Genomic DNA, 18,453 nt, shown 5'->3' with positions numbered 1-18,453 from the left:
TCTTGTTCGAGCAATGGACCCGGAGAACCCGCGATGAGCCTCGTCCTCCCCGCCCCTGCCCCCACATTGGTCGACGTGGTTGGCGGGGGAACCTTCCCCGTCCGCCGTGTCTGGTGCGTCGGCCGCAACTATGCGGCCCACGTCCGCGAAATGGGTGGCGATCCGAGCCGCGAGCCGCCCTTCTTCTTCGCGAAACCCACCGATGCGATCGTGCCAGGCGGGGGCTCCATCCCCTATCCGCCGATGACCTCCAACCTGCACCACGAGATCGAACTGGTCGTCGCGATCGGCAAGGGCGGCGATCATATCGCCGAGGAGGACGCGCTCGATCATGTGTTCGGCTATGCCGCCGGCATCGATCTCACCCGGCGCGACATTCAGGCCGATGCGCGAATGGCCGGCCGTCCATGGGACATGGCCAAGGGCTTCGATCGCTCCGGCCCCTGCGGCCCAATCACCCGCGCCGCCGATTTCGACCCAAGCGCGGGCCGCATCCGCCTCGACGTCAATGGCGCGACCCGGCAGGCGAGCGACCTTTCCGGCATGATCTGGACGGTCCCCGAGACCATTTCGGCCTTGTCGCGCTATGTCGCGCTCGGTGCCGGCGACCTGATCTTCACCGGAACGCCCGATGGGGTCGGCCCGTTGGTGGCGGGTGATGTGGTCTATGGCCTGATCGATGGGCTCGAGCCGATCGAGATCAGGATCGGCTAACTTCATGCCCCCTCCCGCAACCGCACGAAGGCTTATACAAAGAATGGCATGATCGACGCAGACCTGCCCTCCGCCACCGAAACCGCCGCCGACGCGCCCGCCCGCGTCCTCATCGTCGAGGATGATCCGGGGATGCGTGTGCTCATCGTCCGCGCGCTCCATGGCGAAGGTATCGAAGCGCTCGGCGCGCGCGACGAAAGCGAGGCGTGGCCGCTGCTCGATGCCGGTGGCATCGATCTCGTCATGCTCGATGTCATGCTTCCCGGCCGATCGGGGCTGGACCTGATCGGCGACATCCGCGCGCGGCATCCGGCCATCCCGATCATCATGGTGAGCGCCCTCGGCGGCGAGGCCGATCGCATCGCGGGGCTCGATCGCGGCGCCGACGATTATGTCGCCAAACCCTTCGGCCGCGGCGAGTTGCTGGCCCGCGTCCGCGCCGCGCTCCGCCGTGCCCGCACGCCTGCCGCCGGCGCGCCGCGCGGCGACATTGCCCGGTTCGCCGGATGGACGCTCGATCTGCGGCGTCGCACGCTCGTCGCGCCCGACGGCGCCGATGTCGAACTGTCCGGCGCCGAGCACGATCTGCTCGCCATCCTCGTCCAGCAGCCGCAGCGCGTCATTGGTCGTGAACGACTCCTCGAACTGTCCCGCGCCCGCCGCGCGCAGGCATCGGATCGCAGCATCGACGTTCTCGTCAGCCGGCTCCGCCGCAAGCTCGGCGATTCCGACAGTGGGGACACGCTGATCCGCACCGTTCGCGGTCGCGGCTATATGCTTGCTGCCGACGTCGAACGGGCCTGACCGGAAAGTGCTGAAGGCGCCGCGCCTGTTGTCGATCGGGCTGGCGGGGCAGATCGCGATGGTGGTATTTGTGACCACCGCTTTGTCCTTCTTCGGCAGCGAGTTGCTGTATCAGCGCGCCGAGGCCGATCTGGTCGCATCCAGTCAGGCGGAGCGCATCGCCGGGCGGCTGGTGATCGCCGATCGACTTATCAGTGAACTTCCTGAACCGAGGCGCGCCGCGGGCGCGGTCGAGCTTTCCAGTGATGGCGTCCGCCTCGCCTGGTCGCCGGGCCGCAGCTTCACCAACGGCACACCATCCGCCCGCATCCGCACGCGCATCGATCAACTGGAACCCCGCCTCGCCAGGCGCGAGATTCGCGTAACGGAACATTCGTCCGGTGGTGTCGTCGGCGCGCTGACGCTGATCGACGGATCGCAGATCGTCTTCCGCACCGAAGGCCGCACCGCCCGTGTGCCGACGATCGGCAATCACCTCCTCTCGCTGCTGTTCCTCACCGCCGGCGTGCTGCTCGCGACGCTGCTCCTGTTGCGCGCGCTGGCCGATCCGCTGCGACGCCTGGCCCGCGCCGCCGACCGCGCGGGCCTCGGCGAACCGATCACCGTTCCCGAAGAAGGGCCGCAGGAGGTTATTAGCCTCGCCCGATCGGTGAACGCGATGCAGGCCCGGCTGATGGCTCTTGTCGATGATCGCACTCAGGCGCTGGCCGCTGTCTCGCACGATCTCTTCACCCCCATCGCGCGCCTCCGCCTCCGTGCCGGCGCGCTCGATCCGGGCGAGACGCGCGACGCGATCCTGCGCGATCTCGATGAGATGCAGGCGTTCATGACGTCGATCCTGGGCTATCTTCGCGGCGCCGAGCCGGAGGCCGCGAAGCCGGTCGATCTCGCATCCATGGCGATGACGATCGTCGACGACGCCGCGGACATGGGCGCCGACGCCAGCTATGACGGCCCCGATCGCCTGTCCGCCACCTTGCCGCCCATGCGCATCCGCAGCGCGATCGCAAATCTTGTGGACAATGCCCTGCGTCATGGCGGGCAGGCGCGCGTCACGCTCGCGAAGGAAGACAAGGCGATCCGCATCACCGTGGACGACGACGGCCCCGGCATCGCCGACGCGGATATGGCAACGGTCTTCGAACCCTTTCGCCGGCTCGACGCGTCCCGCAGCCGCGAAAGCGGCGGCGCGGGCCTCGGCCTCGCGATCGTCCAGCGGGCGATGGAAGGCATCGGTACGGTGACGCTTGCCAATCGCGAGGAGGGCGGCTTGCGGGCAACCATCTTAATAGACATCAAATGATGCACCTCTTCATCGCTTCGTCCTACATTCCAGTATGGAAAGACGGGCACTTCGTCTGTTAGCAGGGGGCCATGCCCGGAACGACCGCCACCTCCGCCGCTCGCGAAATCCTGACGCGCCTTCACGACGTGATGGCCGCGCGCACAAACGCGCAGGCCAAGCTCAATCAGGTCGTCAATATCATCGGCGAAGCGCTGTCGAGCGAGGTCTGCTCGATCTATTTGCTGCGTGATGGCCTGCTCGAACTCTACGCAACGCGCGGCCTCAAGCAGACGGCCGTCCACGTCACCCGCCTCGCCCTCGGCGAGGGTCTGGTCGGCCATATCGCGTCCGAGGTGAAGACGCTCAACCTCGACGAAGCGACGAGCCATCCGGACTTCGCCTACAAGCCGGAAACCGGCGAAGAATTGTATCACAGCTTCGCCGGCGTCCCGATCGTCCGGCGCGAGCGTGCCGTCGGCGTGTTGGCCGTGCAGCATGCGGAGCCGCGTCGATATGACGAGGTCGAGATCGAGGCGCTTCAGACGGTCGCGATGGTGCTGGCCGAACTGATCGCCGGTGCGGAACTGATCGACGAGGCGGTGCACAGCGGCGGCCCGCGGGATGCGGGCGCGGTTCGGCTCACCGGCCTCAAGCTCGTGGAGGGCATGGGCCGCGGCCATGTCGTCTTCCACCAGCCGCGCGTCCACATCGAACATACCGTCGCGGAAGATACCGAGGTCGAACGCCAGCGCGTCTATGCCGCCTTCCGGCAGATGCGCGAACAGATCGAACGGATGACCAGTCAGGCCGAATTCGGCACGGCGGGCGAGCATCAGGACGTGCTCGATACCTACAAGATGTTCGCCTATGACGAAGGCTGGAGCCGCCGCATCAATGAAGCGATCGACAGCGGTCTGACTGCCGAGGCCGCGATCGAACGCGTGCAGCAGCGCACCCGGATGCGGATGCGCGAGATCAGCGATCCGCTGCTGGCGGACCGGATGCACGATCTGGAGGATCTCTCCAACCGTCTGCTGCGCATCGTCTCCGGCCAACTCGGCACCGCCGCGCAGATGGGCCTGCGGCAGGATTCTATCCTCGTCGCGCGCAATCTCGGTCCTGCCGAACTGCTCGAATATGATCGCCGCCGGCTGAAGGGCGTGATCCTCGAGGAAGGCTCGCTTACCGCCCACGTAACCATCGTCGCGCGCGCGATGGGCGTGCCGGTGCTCGGCCGCGTCCGCGACATCCGTCACATGCTGCAAGAAGGCGATCTCATCCTGCTCGATGCTGCCCAGGGCACCGTCTTCATCCGCCCGACGACATCGATGGAGGAGGTGTTCGACGCCAAGCTCGCCGTCGGCCAGAAACGCCGCGCCGAATTTGCCGCGATGCGCGATCTGCCCGCGGTGACGCTGGATGGGCGCAACATCACGCTGATGGTCAATGCCGGCCTGCGCGACGACGTTTCCGCGCTCGAAATCACCGGCGCCGACGGCATCGGCCTGTTCCGCACCGAATTCCAGTTCCTGGTGTCGGCAACCTTGCCGCAGCGCGAACGCCAGCAGCGCCTCTATCGCGACGTGCTTGAGGCCGCCGGCGATCGCCCGGTAATCTTCCGCACCGTCGACATCGGCGGCGACAAGACCCTGCCCTACATGAACCAGGATGCCGCGCAGGAGGAAAATCCCGCGATGGGCTGGCGCGCCATCCGCCTCGCGCTCGATCGCGATGGCCTGATGAAGGCGCAGGCCCGCGCGTTGATCGAGGCCGCGGCCGGCCGTACATTGAACGTCATGTTCCCCATGATTTCCGAACCGTGGGAATTCGATGCCGCACAGGCATTGTTCGAAGCGCAGCGCAAATGGGTCGCCGAGCGTAACCGGCCACTGCCCAATGCGATCCGCTACGGCACGATGCTGGAGGTGCCGGCGCTCGCCGAAATGCTGGATGTATTGCTGCCCCGGCTCGATTTCCTGTCGATCGGCACCAACGACCTCACTCAGTTCCTGTTCGCGGCGGATCGCTCGCATCCCAAGCTGGCGGAACGGTTCGACTGGCTGTCGCCCGCGATCCTGCGCTTCCTCTCGCGCGTGTCGGGCACAGCGCAGGCGGCCGACGTTCCGGTCGCCGTGTGTGGCGAGATGGGCGGTCGTGTGCTGGAAGCCATGGCGCTCATCGGGCTGGGCATCGAGCGGCTGTCGATCACGCCGGCAGCCATCGGCCCGGTGAAGGCGATGGTGCGCACGCTCGACGCGGAAAAGCTTCGTGCCGAGATGAAGGCGTGGCTGGCGGAGGGCGTGTCCGACGTCCGTGCGCGACTCACCGCCTGGGCCGAACAGCAAAACGTGGCTATCGGCTGATTTTTCTACTATAATGCCGCTTACGAGGCTTGTTTGGATTTGACGTCCTCGTTTGCATTTGTGACAAGAGCAACGGGTGGCGCGCGCTTATTTAATATTGGGAAATAGCGCCCCGGAGGTCGCATGAATGACACGACCGGCGAATTCGCCGTGGAGGCTCCCTTTACCGTAGGTGCGCGACTGGCTGAGGCGCGCCGGGCGCAGTCTCTGGAGCTTGCGGACATTGCAGCCCGCACGCGCGTGCCCTTGCGTCATTTGCAAGCGATCGAAGCCAATGATCTGAGCGCCTTGCCGGCCGCTCCCTACAGCGTAGGTTTCGTCCGCGCGTTCGCGCAGATCGTCGGGCTCGATGCCAGCGCGCTCGCCCGCGAATTCCGCGAAGAAATGGGCGGCGGCGCGGTCGAGCGCGTGATCCCCGAACCGTTCGAGCCTGCCGATCCGGCACGTGTTCCTTCGCGCTTCCTCGTCACCGTCGCCATCGTCGTCGCACTGCTGCTGGGCGGCACTTATGCCGTGTGGCGCAGTGGCGTGCTGGGCGGCGGAGCCGATGATCGCGTCCGCCTTGCGACAGGCGAAACGCCGACCGAAACGGCTTCCGCTGCGCCGAAGCCGGCGCCGGCTGCTGCCGTTCCGGCTCCCTCAGCTACGGCACCCGCAGGCGGCCCGGTCGTGCTCACTGCGCTCGAACCCGTATGGTTGCGGGTCTATGAAGCCGATGGCACCCGGCTCGTCGAAAAGCAGATGAATGTCGGCGAAACCTGGGCGGTGCCGCCCACCGCCGTCGATCCCAAGATCCTGACGGGCCGGCCGCAGGCGCTGCGCGTCACCGTCGGCGCCAGCGTCATTCCTCCGCTCGGCGCGCCCGAACGGACTATACGCGACGTCAGCCTCAAGGCTGATGCCCTGCTCGCCCGGCTGAACCCGGCGGCAGCTGCTGCAGCGGCACCTGTCACGACGACGCCTGCCATCGCGCCGCCCGCCCAGCCCAATCCATAGGGCGATCCACCCGATCAGGGCTTGCTTCATCGCGGCGACAGCCGCCATGTGGCATGGCATGCGGCAATCATCATTCGAGTAAGGGGTATCATCATGCGTTTCGCGATCCTCGCGGCCCTTCTGCTGTCCACCACGGCGGCGCCGGCGCTGGCGCAGCAGCAACCGTCCACGCTGGGTCCGCGCGTCGATAAGCTCGAACGCGAGATGAAGGCAGTGCAGCGCAAGGTGTTCCCCGGCGGCAACCAGCAATATTTCGAGCCGGAGATCGCTCCGCAGGCAGCGGCCCCCACGCCGAGCGGCGTCCCCGCCAGCAACCCCGTGGCCGATCTCACCGGACGGGTCAGCTCGCTGGAACAGGAACTGGCGCGCCTCACCGGCCAGGTCGAACAGAACAGCTTCAAGATCCGCCAGCTTGAAGAGCAGATGACGCGTCTCCGCGCCGAAACCCAGGCGCCGCCGGCAGCACCCGATGCCGGGGCGTCCGCAGCACCGATCGTCGCGCCGCCAGCGCCCACCCGACCCACGACAACACCGTCCGAGCCCGCGGCTACCGCATCGACCCGCGCGCCTTCTGGCGATGCCGGCGAGGATGCCTATCTCGCGACCTACGACCTGTGGGCCGCAAAGAAATATCCGGAGGCGGAGGCGGGGCTGCGCGCCTTCATCGCCAAATATCCCAACCACAAGCGCCAGACCTTCGCGCGCAACCTGCTCGGTCGCACGCTGCTCGACAGCGGCCAGCCCGCCAAGGCCGCGCAGGCCTTCCTCGAAAATTACAAGAAGCTCCCGCGTGGCGAACGCGCGCCCGATAGCCTCTATTATCTCGGCCAGTCGCTGATGTCGCTGAAGCCGCCCAAGATCGATCAGGCCTGCGAGGTCTATCGCGAGCTCGACGATGTCTATGGCACGACGATCGGCCAGCCGTTGAAGGATCGCGTCGCCAAGGCGAAGGCCACGGCGAAGTGCGCGGCGTGATGTGCCCAGCCTGCCGCTCGATCGCTTCCGCACCGATCTCGTCGCACTGACGGGCGATCCGGCTGCGCGCATCGGCGTGGCCGTATCTGGGGGGCCGGACAGCTTGGCCCTCCTCCTGCTCGCCCACGCAGCCCTGCCCGGCATGATCGCCGCCGCGACGGTCGATCATGGCCTTCGCCGCGAAGCCGCCGACGAAGCCGCCTTCGTGGCCGGCCTTTGCAGCGTTAGGGGCATTCCGCACGCAACGCTCAGCGTCAGCGTGGAATCCGCCGGCGAAGGCATTCAGGCGGCCGCCCGTGCGGCCCGCTATGCGGCGCTGGAGGATTGGCGGTCGCGCGAAGGGCTCGATTTCATCGCCACGGCCCACCATGCCGACGATCAGGCCGAAACCCTGCTGATGCGCGCCAGCCGTAGCGCCGGCATCGGCGGTCTGGCCGGCATCCGCCGCCGCAACGGATCGGTCATCCGCCCTCTGCTCGACTGGCGACGCGCCGAGCTTGCGGCGATAGTGGCCGACGCCGGCATCACCGCGATCGACGATCCATCCAATCGCGACGACCGCTTCGATCGCAGCCGCATCCGCGCGCTGCTGAACCAGGCCGACGATCTCGACGCACCCGGCCTAGCCCAGACAGCCGCCAACCTTGCCGACGCTGCCGAGGCGCTGGAATGGGCCGCCGAACGCCTCTGGTCCGAACGCGCGACGGTGACGGAGAAAGAGGTTCGCCTCGACCCTGCGGACCTCCCGCCGGAACTGCTCCACCGCCTCGTCCGGCGGGCTCTCGCCGCCCTCGGCCATCAGGGGCGAATCGACCGCGTCGCATCGCTGATCGCGCGTCTCAGTTCCGGCCAGCCGGGAACGATTGGCGCGATTCTGGCTCGGCCCGGCGCAATCTGGGTCTTTTCTCCGGCCCCGCCCCGCCGAATCTCCTGAAAAAGGTGGTGAAGGTCCCGCCGTTGCATTGCCATTAACCGTCGAGCGCCTATTTTGAGGGCTACGAAAGGTCGGAGTAGCATGAGCGACGATAAGGAACCGCAGGGCAATCCCTGGATGAAGAGCCTTCTCATCTGGGTGGGCATTCTGCTGGCGCTGGTCGCCTTCGTGTCGATGTTCGACAGCACGTCGCGTCGTTCGGACGCCGACGCGATCCCCTATTCCGAATTCCTGACCCATGTCGACGAAGGCACGGTCAAGGATGTCGAGATCGCGGGCGATGTCGTCACCGGCAAGCTGACCAACGATCAGGCTTTCCGCACGATCGCGCCGTCCGATCCCCAGCTCGTCCAGCGCCTTGCCGACAAGGGCGTCAGCTTCCGCGCCAAGGCGGAGGAGCAGGCGAGCTTCTGGATGATCCTGCTCTATCAGTCGCTGCCCTTCCTGCTGATCCTCGGCATCGCCTTCTTCGTGATGCGCCAGATGCAGAAGAATGCGGGCTCGGGCGCGATGGGCTTCGGCAAGAGCCGCGCCAAGATGCTCACCGAAAAGCATGGCCGCGTCACCTTTGACGACGTCGCCGGCATCGACGAGGCGCGCGAGGAACTGCAGGAAATCGTCGACTTCCTGAAGGACCCGACCAAGTTCGCCCGCCTCGGCGGCAAGATCCCGAAGGGTGCGCTGCTCGTCGGTTCGCCCGGCACCGGCAAGACCTTGCTCGCCCGCGCCATCGCGGGTGAGGCCAACGTCCCCTTCTTCACCATTTCCGGCTCGGACTTCGTCGAGATGTTCGTCGGCGTCGGCGCGTCCCGCGTCCGCGACATGTTCGAACAGGCGAAGAAGAACGCGCCCTGCATCGTCTTCATCGACGAAATCGACGCCGTCGGCCGCCATCGCGGTGCCGGTCTCGGCAACGGCAATGACGAGCGCGAACAGACGCTGAACCAGCTCCTCGTCGAGATGGACGGCTTCGAAGCGAACGAAGGCATCATCATCGTCGCGGCGACCAACCGCCCCGACGTGCTCGATCCTGCGCTGCTGCGTCCGGGCCGCTTCGACCGCCAGGTCGTCGTGCCGCGCCCGGATATCGAGGGCCGCCAGAAGATCCTCGAAGTCCATATGAAGAAGACGCCGCTCGCACCCGACGTCGATCCGCGCACCATCGCGCGCGGCACGCCGGGCTTCTCGGGTGCCGATCTCGCCAACCTCGTCAACGAGGCTGCGCTCCTCGCCGCGCGCAAGGGCAAGCGCCTGGTCGCAATGAAGGAGTTCGAGGAAGCCAAGGACAAGGTCATGATGGGCGCCGAGCGCAAGTCCATGGTGATGACCGAGGACGAGAAGAAGGCGACCGCCTATCACGAGGCGGGTCACGCCCTCGTCTCGCTCCATGTCGATGGTTGCGATCCGCTCCACAAGGTGACGATCATCCCGCGCGGCCGCGCGCTGGGTGTCACCTGGAACCTGCCGGAACGCGACCGTTATTCCATGTCGATGAAGCAGATGAAGGCGCGTCTCGCGCTCTGCTTCGGCGGCCGCATCGCCGAACAGCTCATCTACGGCAAGGACGCGCTCAACACCGGTGCTTCCAACGACATCCAGCAGGCCACCGACATGGCCCGTTCGATGGTGATGGAATATGGCATGTCCGAACGGCTCGGCTGGCTGCGCTATCGCGACAATCAGGACGAGATTTTCCTCGGCCATTCGGTCGCCCGCTCGCAGACCGTGTCGGAAGAAACCGCCCGCCTGATCGACCAGGAAGTCCGCCGTTTCGTCGAGGAAGGTGAAACGACTGCCCGCCAGGTGCTGACCGACAATCTCGACGAACTGCATCGCCTGGCTGAAGCGTTGCTCGAATATGAGACGCTCAACGGCGAGGAATCGAAGCGCGTCATCAAGGGCGAAGGCATCGGCCGCGACGAAAGCGGCGGCCATCGTCACGTTCAGATCGGCGCCGGCGGTTCCTCGATCCCGAAGAGCAAGCGGCCGGGTGGCGGCTGGGGTGATCCCGCTCCGCAGGGCGCCTGACAAACCTCCAGATCATGCCCGTCGCGCCACCAATGGTGCGGCGGGCTTTTCTTTTATAAGCGCCGGGCCGGGCCAGATATGCCGATCTTCTGTGATGAAAGCGGGGCGCCGGCCACAGGCGCAATGACGCTCGCCGCCGTCGCCATCAGCGACGAGGGCGCCGACGCCCTGCTCCACCGCTTCCGCACCGTCACAGGCCTCGGCGGAGAGCTCAAGGGCAGCCGCATCGATCCGATCGAACGCGCGCTGATACTGGAACTGCTCGAACGCTTCGGCGGCCGCGCGGTCATCACCACGGCACGGCCGACGCGCGAGCCGGGCGAAGATGCCGGCACGCTCGATCTTTCCACCTATTCCGCACTTCTGGCCGACGCGATCGGCGCGCATCTCGCCGATGCTCCCGGCCCCGTCACCGCGCTGATCGACGATGGCCGCTACTCCGGACCGACCTTGGCACACGTCCGCGACGAGGTTGAAAAGCTGATCGACGGGCATGATCCCGCCTCCTGGGCCGAACTCCGCGACAGCCGCCGCACCGCGGGTATCCAGATCGCCGACGTGCTGGCCAACAGCGCCTGGAACATCGCCATCGCCAGCCCGCGGTCAGGACGCATCGCCGCCATCCTCGAACCGTTCATCCACAACGGCGTGATCCGGATGCGCTCGATCTAAAAGCGGAAGTTAGGGCAAAGCTCGGCTTTACCTTTATCCCATCGACTCGTCCTTTGTTTGCATACCGAGCCATCGGTCGACGCCGCCTTGATCCCGTGTCTCGCGGCCTCTAGCCCCATGGCCGTGCGGCGGGGGTCAGGCCCGCTCGCGGGGAGGACAGTCCGATATGGGCACGTGGGGCGAAGGCGACATTCCCGATCTTTCGGGCAAGAGGATACTCGTCACCGGCGGCGCCAGCGGTATCGGCTATGAGGCGGCAAGGGCGCTGGCGCAGCATGGCGCCGAGGTGATCATCGCCGATCGGAACGAGCAGCTCGGGAACAGCGCACCCGATCGCATCCGCGCGCTGCGCCCCGACGCGAAGGCCAGCTATCGGATGCTCGACCTGTCCCAGCTTCAGGCCGTGAAGGATTTCGCCGCAGCTTTCGTCGCCGAAGGCAAGCCGCTCGACATCCTCATCAACAATGCCGGCATCCAGCCGATCAGCGAACGGCGCACCAGCCCGGATGGCTTCGAGCTCACCTTCGCCATCGGCCATCTCGGCCACTTCACGCTGACCGGACTGTTGTTGCCCCTTCTCACGGCCAGCCCCGCCCCGCGCGTGGTGACGGTATCGAGCATGGTCCACGGCCGCGGCACGTTCAACTGGAACGATCTCCAGATCGAGCGGGGCTATCGCTCGCAACGCGCCTATAATCAGACCAAGCTCGCCAACCTGCTCTTTGCACGCGAATTCCAGCGGCGCATCGACGCGGCCGGCGGCAATATCCGCAGCATCGCCGTCCACCCCGGCGTCGCGCAGACCGCAATCGGCGCCAATCGCAAGCAATTGGGCGCGTTCGGGCTCGGCGATCATCTCGTCAGTTCGATCCTGTCGGTGGTGATGCCCTTTCTCGGCCAGCCGGCTGCCGCGGGCGCCCTGCCGACAATGTTCGCCGCCGCCGCGCCCGATGCCGAAGGCGGCGGCTTCTACGGCCCCGACGGCTTCGGCGAGATGAAGGGCGCGCCTGCTCCCGCCGTCATCAAGCCATCAGGGCAGGACATGGATGCCGCCCGCAAGCTCTGGGACATCAGCGAGCAACTGACCGGCGTCCGCTTCTCGTTCTGACCACCATTGACGTGGGCGCCGCGCCCACCACATCCCCCCTGATCGAACCCCGATCAGGAGGGGCGCATGGCCGCCGAACTCAATCACATCATCGTCTGGTGCCACGATAACCAGATGTCGTCCGCCTTCTTTGCGGACATTCTCGGCCGGCCCGCACCGCGGCGCTTCGGCCATTTCATGGTCGTCGATCTCGACAATCAGGTCTCGCTCGATTTCATGGCGAAGGAAGGCAAGGTCGCGCTCCAGCATTATGCCTTCCTGATCGGCGAGGCGGATTTCGACGCCGTCTTCGCCCGGATCAGGGCGCACGGCGCCCCTTATTGGGCCGATCCCGCCCGCTCGCGCCCCAACGAGATCAACCATAATGACGGCGGCCGCGGCGTCTATTTCGAGGATCCCAACGGCCATCTGCTGGAAGTGATCACCCGCCCCTATGGCGCCGACTCCCTCGGCTGATCCGCCGCCGGGCAGCCCTTTGCCTTGCTCCCCGCGCAACGACCGCTTGATTGCAACGGCGCCGGCGATCCGACACTCACGGGATCGAGCAATCGAATAGAAGGGGTGCGAATGATGAAGCGGATTCTCGCGGCTTTGCTGCTGGCTACCACGGTCGCGACGCCGGCCGTGGCCGCACCGCCGGCCACCTTCTCCAAGCCGGTCAACAATGACGTGGTGAGCCGTATGTTCACCTGGTGGAATGTCGCCTTCAAGGACCCCAACGGCTTCACCGTCGAAGCTTTCAGCCGCTATTTCACCAAGGATGCGGTGCTGCGCATCAACGGCACCAATCGCGCCGCCGGGATCGAGGATCTCGCCGCGCGTTTCCGCATGATCCAGTCGAAAGTCGATGCGGTCGAAATCAAGGTGCCGTTCGTGGAGGCTTTCTCCTCGCCCGACGGCAGCAAGATCTTCACCTATCATCTCGAAGAGTCGATGCACGACGGCAAACCGAGCCACGGCATGGTGATGGGCTATGTCGAAGTGCGTGACGGCAAGATCGCGCTCGTCAACTTCATGAGCGTCGACGGCCAGCCGGGGCCGATCGCGGGCAAGTGATCGGTGTCCTACAGCCGCCTTCCAATGATAGAGGAGCCGCAGATGGGATTATCCGCCTGCGGCTCTTTCTTATAAGAATAGCAATGCCTTGATCTGAAAATCAGGCGAAGTGGAGGAGGCTCATGGCAATCCTCAACTTCCTCAACTTCGTGTTGGAAAAGCGGCCTAGCGCTCGGTCAGCCGCGGCATCAGCTCGACGAAATTGCAGGGCCGGTGGCGGCTGTCGAGCTGGGTGGCAAGGATGCCGTCCCACGCATCCTTCACCGCGCCCGTCGATCCCGGCAGCGCGAACAGATAGGTGCCGCGCGCGACGCCCGCGGTGGCGCGCGACTGGATCGTCGAGGTGCCGATCGTCTGGAAGCTCAGCCAGCGGAACAGCTCGCCGAAACCGGGAATTTCCTTGTCCCACACGCGGGCAAAGGCTTCGGGCGTGATGTCCCGCCCGGTGACGCCGGTGCCGCCATTGGTGATGACGCATTCGACCTGAGCGTCGTCGATCCAATCGTTGAGCTTGGCGACGATGGTCTCGATATCGTCCTTCACGATCGCCCGGTCGGCGAGCACATGCCCCGCCGCCTCCAGCCGCGCGACCAGCGTGTCGCCCGACGTATCCTCATCGGGACCGCGCGTATCGGAAATCGTCAGGACGGCGATGCGAACCGGCTTGAACATCCGGCTCTCGTCAATCGGCACTCGCAACCCCGCTGATCGGGTCGAGGCGGACCGCGGTGCGGCCCGGCATGCCGGGGAATCGCGGCCACATGCCCTGCGCCAGCGCTTTCAGGCTGGCCGATTGATCGCCGGACTGCCGCTGATACATCCAGTAATTCCGCAGCACGATCGCGACATAGGCCCGTGTTTCGCGGAAGGGGATCGATTCGATGAACAGCAACGGATCGCCATTGTCGCGCCGCCGCTCATTCCATTTCTGCACCGAACCGGGCCCGGCATTATAGGCTGCGATCACCTTGGGCAGCAGCCCGCCGGTGCCGGAAAAGTCGCGCAGCTCCTCAAGGTAGAACTGGCCATATTCCATGTTGGTGCGCGGATCATTAAGGCTGCCCAGCGGCTCGCCCTTACGCCGTGCGATCTGCGCGGCAGTGCCGGGCATCACCTGCATCAGTCCGCGCGCACCCGCCGGGCTCACCGCATCGGCACGAAACTGCGATTCCTGCAGCGCATGGGCGAAAACGAGCGACTTATCGACCCGCCAGCCGCCCTGCGGCACCCAGCCCGGCGCCGGATAGCGCCCCGAAGCCGACATGCGCGCGCCGATCGGCCCGTTCTGCGCCAGCCAGATCTGCGTCGACGGCAGGTTCAGCTTGGCCGCGAGGTGCATCAGCGCCTCATGGTCGTTGCAGTCACCGATCCGCGCCTGATGGCGCAGCACGGTGTCTGCCATGCTGCTCTCACCAATCTCGGCGAGCGCGGCTGCGACACGCGCATTACTGCGCTTGGAAATCGTCGTCCAATCGGCCTGGATGAAGCCCGGCCCGGCATCGGGTGCCGGCAAGGCCCGGCCGAGCGCCGCATCGGCGAGCAGGCCGTAGAAGGTCTCGGTCAGCCGCGCAGCGCTCCGCAACCGCGTCTGCACCTTTTCCGGCTTGCCGCACGCCATGTCGGCCCGCGCCGCCCAGAACAGGCCAGCCGCCGTCATCTCCGGATCACGCGATCGCGCCGCGACATTGCTGAAGGCATCGGCAGCCGCCGCGCAATCCTTCTGCCGCCACGCCGCGAGGCCCGACACCCAATTCGCGTCGGCGACCCATTCGCCCATGCCGCCCTGAGCCGATGTCGCAATGCGCCGCGCCGCGGCATCGTCACCGACCAGAAAATAGGCCCAGGCGATCCGCTGCTGCCATTCGGTCAAAGCCTCCGGAGACAGATCACCGGTCCGTTCTGACAGCAACATCTCCGCCTCGGCTGGCCGGTCATCGCGCAACAGGGGCTGGACCTGCTGGGCGAGCGAAGCGGCTGCGGCATCGCTCTTCATCGAGCGCGTCGCCGCGCGCCGTGACGGCGCCGGTAGCCGGCGCATATCCTGCACATAAGGCAGCGAAGGCAGCGCGGTGACGCCCCTCCCCTGCGCGATCCGTGCAATCGCGGCCGCCTGCGGCAATTCGGGATTGGCCTCGATCAGCGCGACAAGCGGTTCGCTCTCCACCTTGGGCGATCCCTTGGCGAGATAGAGCTCGGCGCGCGCATAAGGCGTCAGCAGTCCGTCGGGCAACGCATCGAGCCGCGCGGCCGCGCCGGACCAGTCACCGGCACGGATAGCGGCGAAGATCGCCCGATAGTTCATCCGCTGCTGGGCATCGAGTTGCGCGGGCACGGCGCCAGCGGGCGGCGGCTTGAGCGCCATCGCTGGCGGCGGCAAGGTTTCGGCCGCCAGCGCGGGCGCCGAAACGCCCATCGTCAGCGCGCAGGCCAGAAGGCGAACAAATTTCACTGGCTCACCTCCCCCAATAGCAAGCGCAGATCCCGCCACGCATCCGCCTTGCGGGCGGGCTGTTGCAGCAGGAAGCGCGGGTGAAACGTCGCTACGGCCGCGATTCTACGCCCTTCGCGGTTAAGATGGTGCACAGTTCCGCGTGCATCGGCGAGACTCACCCCGAGAAACGCACGGCTCGCCGCGTCGCCGAACAGCAGCAGCGCCTTCGGCGCGGCGAGATCGACATGGCGATGGGCCAGATCGGACCATGCGGCGAGCGATTTCGGGCTTGGTCGGCCGCCCGGAACGCGCGCCGGCGTCATCGTCGCGAGATAGATGGATGCGCGGTCGCGGCCGATCGCCGCCAGCATCCGATCGAGCAGCATGCCGGCCGCACCGGCGATGATCTGCCCGGCCTCGGCATCGCCCGGCTCCGGCTGATCGCACAATAGCATCAGCCCTGACGCTACGTCTCCTGCCGGTGCAAGCCGCCCGTTGACCGGGCCAAAGATCGGATCGGACGCATAAAGCGTCTGGATCGCGGTCAGGGAATCTGCAACTGGCGACGCGGTGACAGGCTCCGCGGCAGTAACCGTCGCAGCTGGCCGAACCACAGTAAGCCAGTCGCGCGGCGCCTCGTCGACAAGCACGTCGACGCCCGCCTCGCACCACCAGTCGATCGCGCTCAGGACATCGATGGTCATCGCCGGGCCGATCCCAGCTTGACTGTTCCAAATAATATCTGTCGGTGCACCCGCATACGTCCCATAGACTCCCTAGTTGACGGCCGGGTCAATACAAGGCCATCGGCTTTCTGGCTGGGCCGTTCGGGCGATGCGACAACCGGACGGTACGGGGGCGAAAGGAAGGACGAAGAAATGACAACCCGCGAATCCATGACCTACGACGTCGTGATCGTTGGCGCCGGCCCGGCGGGCTTGGCCGCGGCGATCCGGCTGAAGCAGCTTGCGGAGAAAGCGGGACGCGAGCTTGCGGTCTGCGTGCTCGAAAAGGGTTCCGAAGTCGGCGCGCACATTCTGTCTGGCGCGGTGGTCGATCCGATCGCCCTCGATGAGCTGATCCCCGATTGGCGGGACATGGATAGTCCGCTGACCGTCCCGGTCGTCCAGAATCATCACTGGATTCTGACCGAGAAGAAGCAGTTTTCGATGCCGCATCTGCTGATGCCGCCGTTCATGAACAACAAGGGCACCTATACGCTGAGCCTCGGCAATCTCTGCCGCTGGCTCGCCGGCCAGGCCGAAGCGCTGGGCGTCGAAATCTTCCCCGGCTTCGCCGCGGCCGAGGTGCTGTTCCATGAGGATGGATCGGTGAAGGGCGTGGCTACCGGCGACATGGGCATCTCGCGCGAGGGCGAGCACAAGCCGGATTACCAGCCGGGCATGGAGCTGCACGCGCAATACACCTTCTTTGCCGAGGGCGTGCGCGGCCATCTTTCCAAGGAACTGAAGCGCATCTTCGATCTGGAGGCCGACAGCCAGCCCCAGACCTATGCGATCGGCATCAAGGAATTGTGGGACATTCCGGCGGACAAGCATGTCCCCGGCCGCGTCATCCACACCCAGGGCTGGCCGCTGACCGAGGAAGTGGGCGGCGGCTTCCTCTATCACCAGGCGAACAACCAGGTCGCCTTGGGCTTCGTCGTCGGCCTGGGCTACCGCAATCCGCACCTCTCGCCATTCGAGGAGTTCCAGCGCTGGAAGCAGCATCCTGCGATCCGCGCCGAGATCGAGGGCGGCCGCCGCGTCTCCTATGGCGCGCGCGCGATCAACGAAGGCGGCTGGCAGGCCGTGCCGAAGCTCGCCTTCCCCGGCGGCGCGCTGATCGGATGCTCGGCGGGCTTCGTCAACGTGCCGCGCATCAAGGGCAGCCACACGGCTATGAAGACGGGTATGCTGGCGGCCGAAGCGGCGTTCGACGAGATCCTGTCGGGCCGTGGTGCTAAGGAACTGACCGCCTATCCCGAAGCGGTCAACAACAGCTGGGTCGCGAAGGAACTCAAGAAGGTCCGCAACGCCGAGCCCTCGATCGCCAAGTTCGGGCCGATCCTCGGCACGCTCTATGCCGGCATCGATATGTGGTGCCACCAGCTCGGCATCACCCTGCCCTGGACCTTCAAGACGCACCGCGACAATGAAGGGCTGCTCCACGCCGATCACGCGCCGAAGATCAACTATCCCAAGCCCGATGGCGTGATCAGCTTCGACCGCCTCTCCTCGGTGTTCCTTTCCAACACGAACCATGAGGAAGACCAGCCGGTCCACCTGACGCTGAAGGACGCGTCCGTACCAGTCAGTGTAAACCTGGCTCTCTACGACGCGCCCGAACAGCGTTATTGCCCGGCGGGCGTCTATGAGATCGTCGGCCAGGATGCGGGCGACCCGCGGCTCCAGATCAACGCGCAGAACTGCGTCCACTGCAAGACGTGCGACATCAAGGATCCGACCCAGAACATCAACTGGGTGGTGCCCGAAGGCGGCGGCGGCCCCAATTATCCCAATATGTAAGACCGGGTTTCAGGGGTTCGGCCGGACGGTCGTGCCCCGCCACGCGACGTGAAGGGAGCAAGCATCCCGGCATCAAATTCGATCGGCAACCCCAGACAAAATGATCAGGGCGCGCCGACTTTCCGGCCGGACCAGGATGCGTCATCGATCGTGAGGTCCATGCGGGCCGCGTCTGCCGCGGTGTTGACCACCACGACATAAGGCCCATCCGCGGCGATGATGCTGTCCATCGCCTTCGTCAGCCTGATGCTCACGGTCGGGATACGGGCATAGTCGGACGCGACCTGGATCATGTTCTTGCCCGTCCTTGTCACGGTGATGGTCACGCCGCTGCGGGACGAGCCGCGCGCATCGGATATCACGTCGCCTTCATAAGTGCCGGTCAATTGATCGGCCAGATCCGGCGCCCGCTTTACTTCCGCTTCCGCGGCAGCCGCGGTCTGAATCATCACGGCGCTAGGGCCACCGAGGAGCAGAGCAAGAACTATCAGGGCCGTCGTCGAAATCGGTCGCATATGTCGCTCCCCTTCGCTTGAGCCCAGGCGCTCCTGAACTCCCG

17 protein-coding genes are annotated in these 18,453 nt (G+C 66.0%); 13 read left to right on the top strand and 4 right to left on the bottom strand.

What is annotated here, in order from left to right:
- Positions 1–33: 33 nt before the first annotated feature.
- From ACFB49_RS01200 to ACFB49_RS01145, 12 genes are all read left to right on the top strand, one after another.
- On the top strand, positions 34–714 hold the full coding sequence (locus ACFB49_RS01200; protein WP_380874949.1) for a fumarylacetoacetate hydrolase family protein: 681 nt from the start codon (positions 34–36) through the stop codon (positions 712–714).
- Positions 715–762: 48 nt separating this feature from the next.
- On the top strand, positions 763–1,518 hold the full coding sequence (locus ACFB49_RS01195; RefSeq protein ID WP_380874947.1) for a response regulator transcription factor: 756 nt from the start codon (positions 763–765) through the stop codon (positions 1,516–1,518).
- Positions 1,493–2,821 (top strand): ATP-binding protein, encoded by a 1,329-nt coding sequence (locus tag ACFB49_RS01190; RefSeq protein ID WP_380874945.1) that lies wholly within the window; start codon positions 1,493–1,495, stop codon positions 2,819–2,821. Before ACFB49_RS01195 ends, ACFB49_RS01190 begins: the two co-directional genes overlap by 26 nt.
- A gap of 71 nt (positions 2,822–2,892) precedes the next feature.
- Positions 2,893–5,166, top strand: coding sequence for a phosphoenolpyruvate--protein phosphotransferase (gene ptsP, locus ACFB49_RS01185; RefSeq protein ID WP_380874943.1), 2,274 nt, complete (start codon positions 2,893–2,895; stop codon positions 5,164–5,166).
- A gap of 123 nt (positions 5,167–5,289) precedes the next feature.
- Positions 5,290–6,162 carry a helix-turn-helix domain-containing protein gene (locus tag ACFB49_RS01180; protein WP_380874941.1) on the top strand — a complete coding sequence of 291 codons (873 nt, stop codon included), beginning with the start codon at positions 5,290–5,292 and terminating at the stop codon, positions 6,160–6,162.
- Positions 6,163–6,255: 93 nt separating this feature from the next.
- Positions 6,256–7,137, top strand: coding sequence for a hypothetical protein (locus ACFB49_RS01175; protein WP_380874939.1), 882 nt, complete (start codon positions 6,256–6,258; stop codon positions 7,135–7,137).
- Position 7,138: 1 nt separating this feature from the next.
- Entirely contained in the window at positions 7,139–8,071 is a 933-nt protein-coding gene (tilS, locus tag ACFB49_RS01170; RefSeq protein ID WP_380874937.1) for a tRNA lysidine(34) synthetase TilS, read from the top strand.
- An 81-nt stretch (positions 8,072–8,152) separates the two neighbouring features.
- Entirely contained in the window at positions 8,153–10,099 is a 1,947-nt protein-coding gene (ftsH, locus tag ACFB49_RS01165) for an ATP-dependent zinc metalloprotease FtsH (RefSeq protein ID WP_380874935.1), read from the top strand.
- A gap of 78 nt (positions 10,100–10,177) precedes the next feature.
- Complete coding sequence (locus ACFB49_RS01160) at positions 10,178–10,771, top strand: DUF3800 domain-containing protein (protein WP_380874933.1); 594 nt, start codon at positions 10,178–10,180, stop codon at positions 10,769–10,771.
- A 166-nt stretch (positions 10,772–10,937) separates the two neighbouring features.
- On the top strand, positions 10,938–11,879 hold the full coding sequence (locus ACFB49_RS01155; RefSeq protein WP_380874932.1) for an oxidoreductase: 942 nt from the start codon (positions 10,938–10,940) through the stop codon (positions 11,877–11,879).
- A 66-nt stretch (positions 11,880–11,945) separates the two neighbouring features.
- Positions 11,946–12,335 carry a VOC family protein gene (locus tag ACFB49_RS01150; protein WP_380874930.1) on the top strand — a complete coding sequence of 130 codons (390 nt, stop codon included), beginning with the start codon at positions 11,946–11,948 and terminating at the stop codon, positions 12,333–12,335.
- Positions 12,336–12,449: 114 nt separating this feature from the next.
- The gene (locus tag ACFB49_RS01145) at positions 12,450–12,935 is read left to right on the top strand and encodes a hypothetical protein (protein WP_380874928.1); all 486 of its coding nucleotides are present in this window, start codon (positions 12,450–12,452) and stop codon (positions 12,933–12,935) included.
- A gap of 165 nt (positions 12,936–13,100) precedes the next feature.
- Here the strand turns inward: ACFB49_RS01145 and moaB are convergent, their stop codons facing one another.
- Genes moaB through ACFB49_RS01130 form a run of 3 tightly spaced genes read right to left on the bottom strand, consistent with a single transcriptional unit; the run spans position 13,101 to position 16,070 of the window.
- Positions 13,101–13,628, bottom strand: a complete 528-nt coding sequence (gene moaB, locus ACFB49_RS01140) for a molybdenum cofactor biosynthesis protein B (protein WP_380874926.1) — start codon at positions 13,626–13,628, stop codon at positions 13,101–13,103.
- Positions 13,618–15,384, bottom strand: a complete 1,767-nt coding sequence (locus tag ACFB49_RS01135; RefSeq protein WP_380874924.1) for a transglycosylase SLT domain-containing protein — start codon at positions 15,382–15,384, stop codon at positions 13,618–13,620. The genes moaB and ACFB49_RS01135 overlap by 11 nt, the downstream gene beginning before the upstream one ends.
- The gene (locus ACFB49_RS01130) at positions 15,381–16,070 is read right to left on the bottom strand and encodes a uracil-DNA glycosylase (protein WP_380874922.1); all 690 of its coding nucleotides are present in this window, start codon (positions 16,068–16,070) and stop codon (positions 15,381–15,383) included. Before ACFB49_RS01130 ends, ACFB49_RS01135 begins: the two co-directional genes overlap by 4 nt.
- A gap of 174 nt (positions 16,071–16,244) precedes the next feature.
- Here ACFB49_RS01130 and ACFB49_RS01125 point away from each other — a divergent pair, with 174 nt between their 5' ends.
- Positions 16,245–17,894: an electron transfer flavoprotein-ubiquinone oxidoreductase gene (locus ACFB49_RS01125; protein ID WP_380874921.1), complete on the top strand. Its 1,650-nt coding sequence runs from the start codon at positions 16,245–16,247 to the stop codon at positions 17,892–17,894.
- A 104-nt stretch (positions 17,895–17,998) separates the two neighbouring features.
- On the opposite strand, the gene ACFB49_RS01120 is transcribed toward ACFB49_RS01125, so the two are convergent.
- A complete protein-coding gene (locus ACFB49_RS01120) occupies positions 17,999–18,409 on the bottom strand; it encodes a hypothetical protein (RefSeq protein WP_380874919.1) in 411 nt (136 codons plus the stop codon).
- Positions 18,410–18,453 lie beyond the last annotated feature (44 nt).

The organism is Sphingomonas sp. DBB INV C78, assembly GCF_042693015.1.
In the GTDB taxonomy this organism is placed as follows: Bacteria; Pseudomonadota; Alphaproteobacteria; order Sphingomonadales; family Sphingomonadaceae; genus Sphingomonas_E.
Note: the sequence above shows the minus strand (reverse complement) of the source record. Positions and strands in the feature narration are given on the sequence as shown.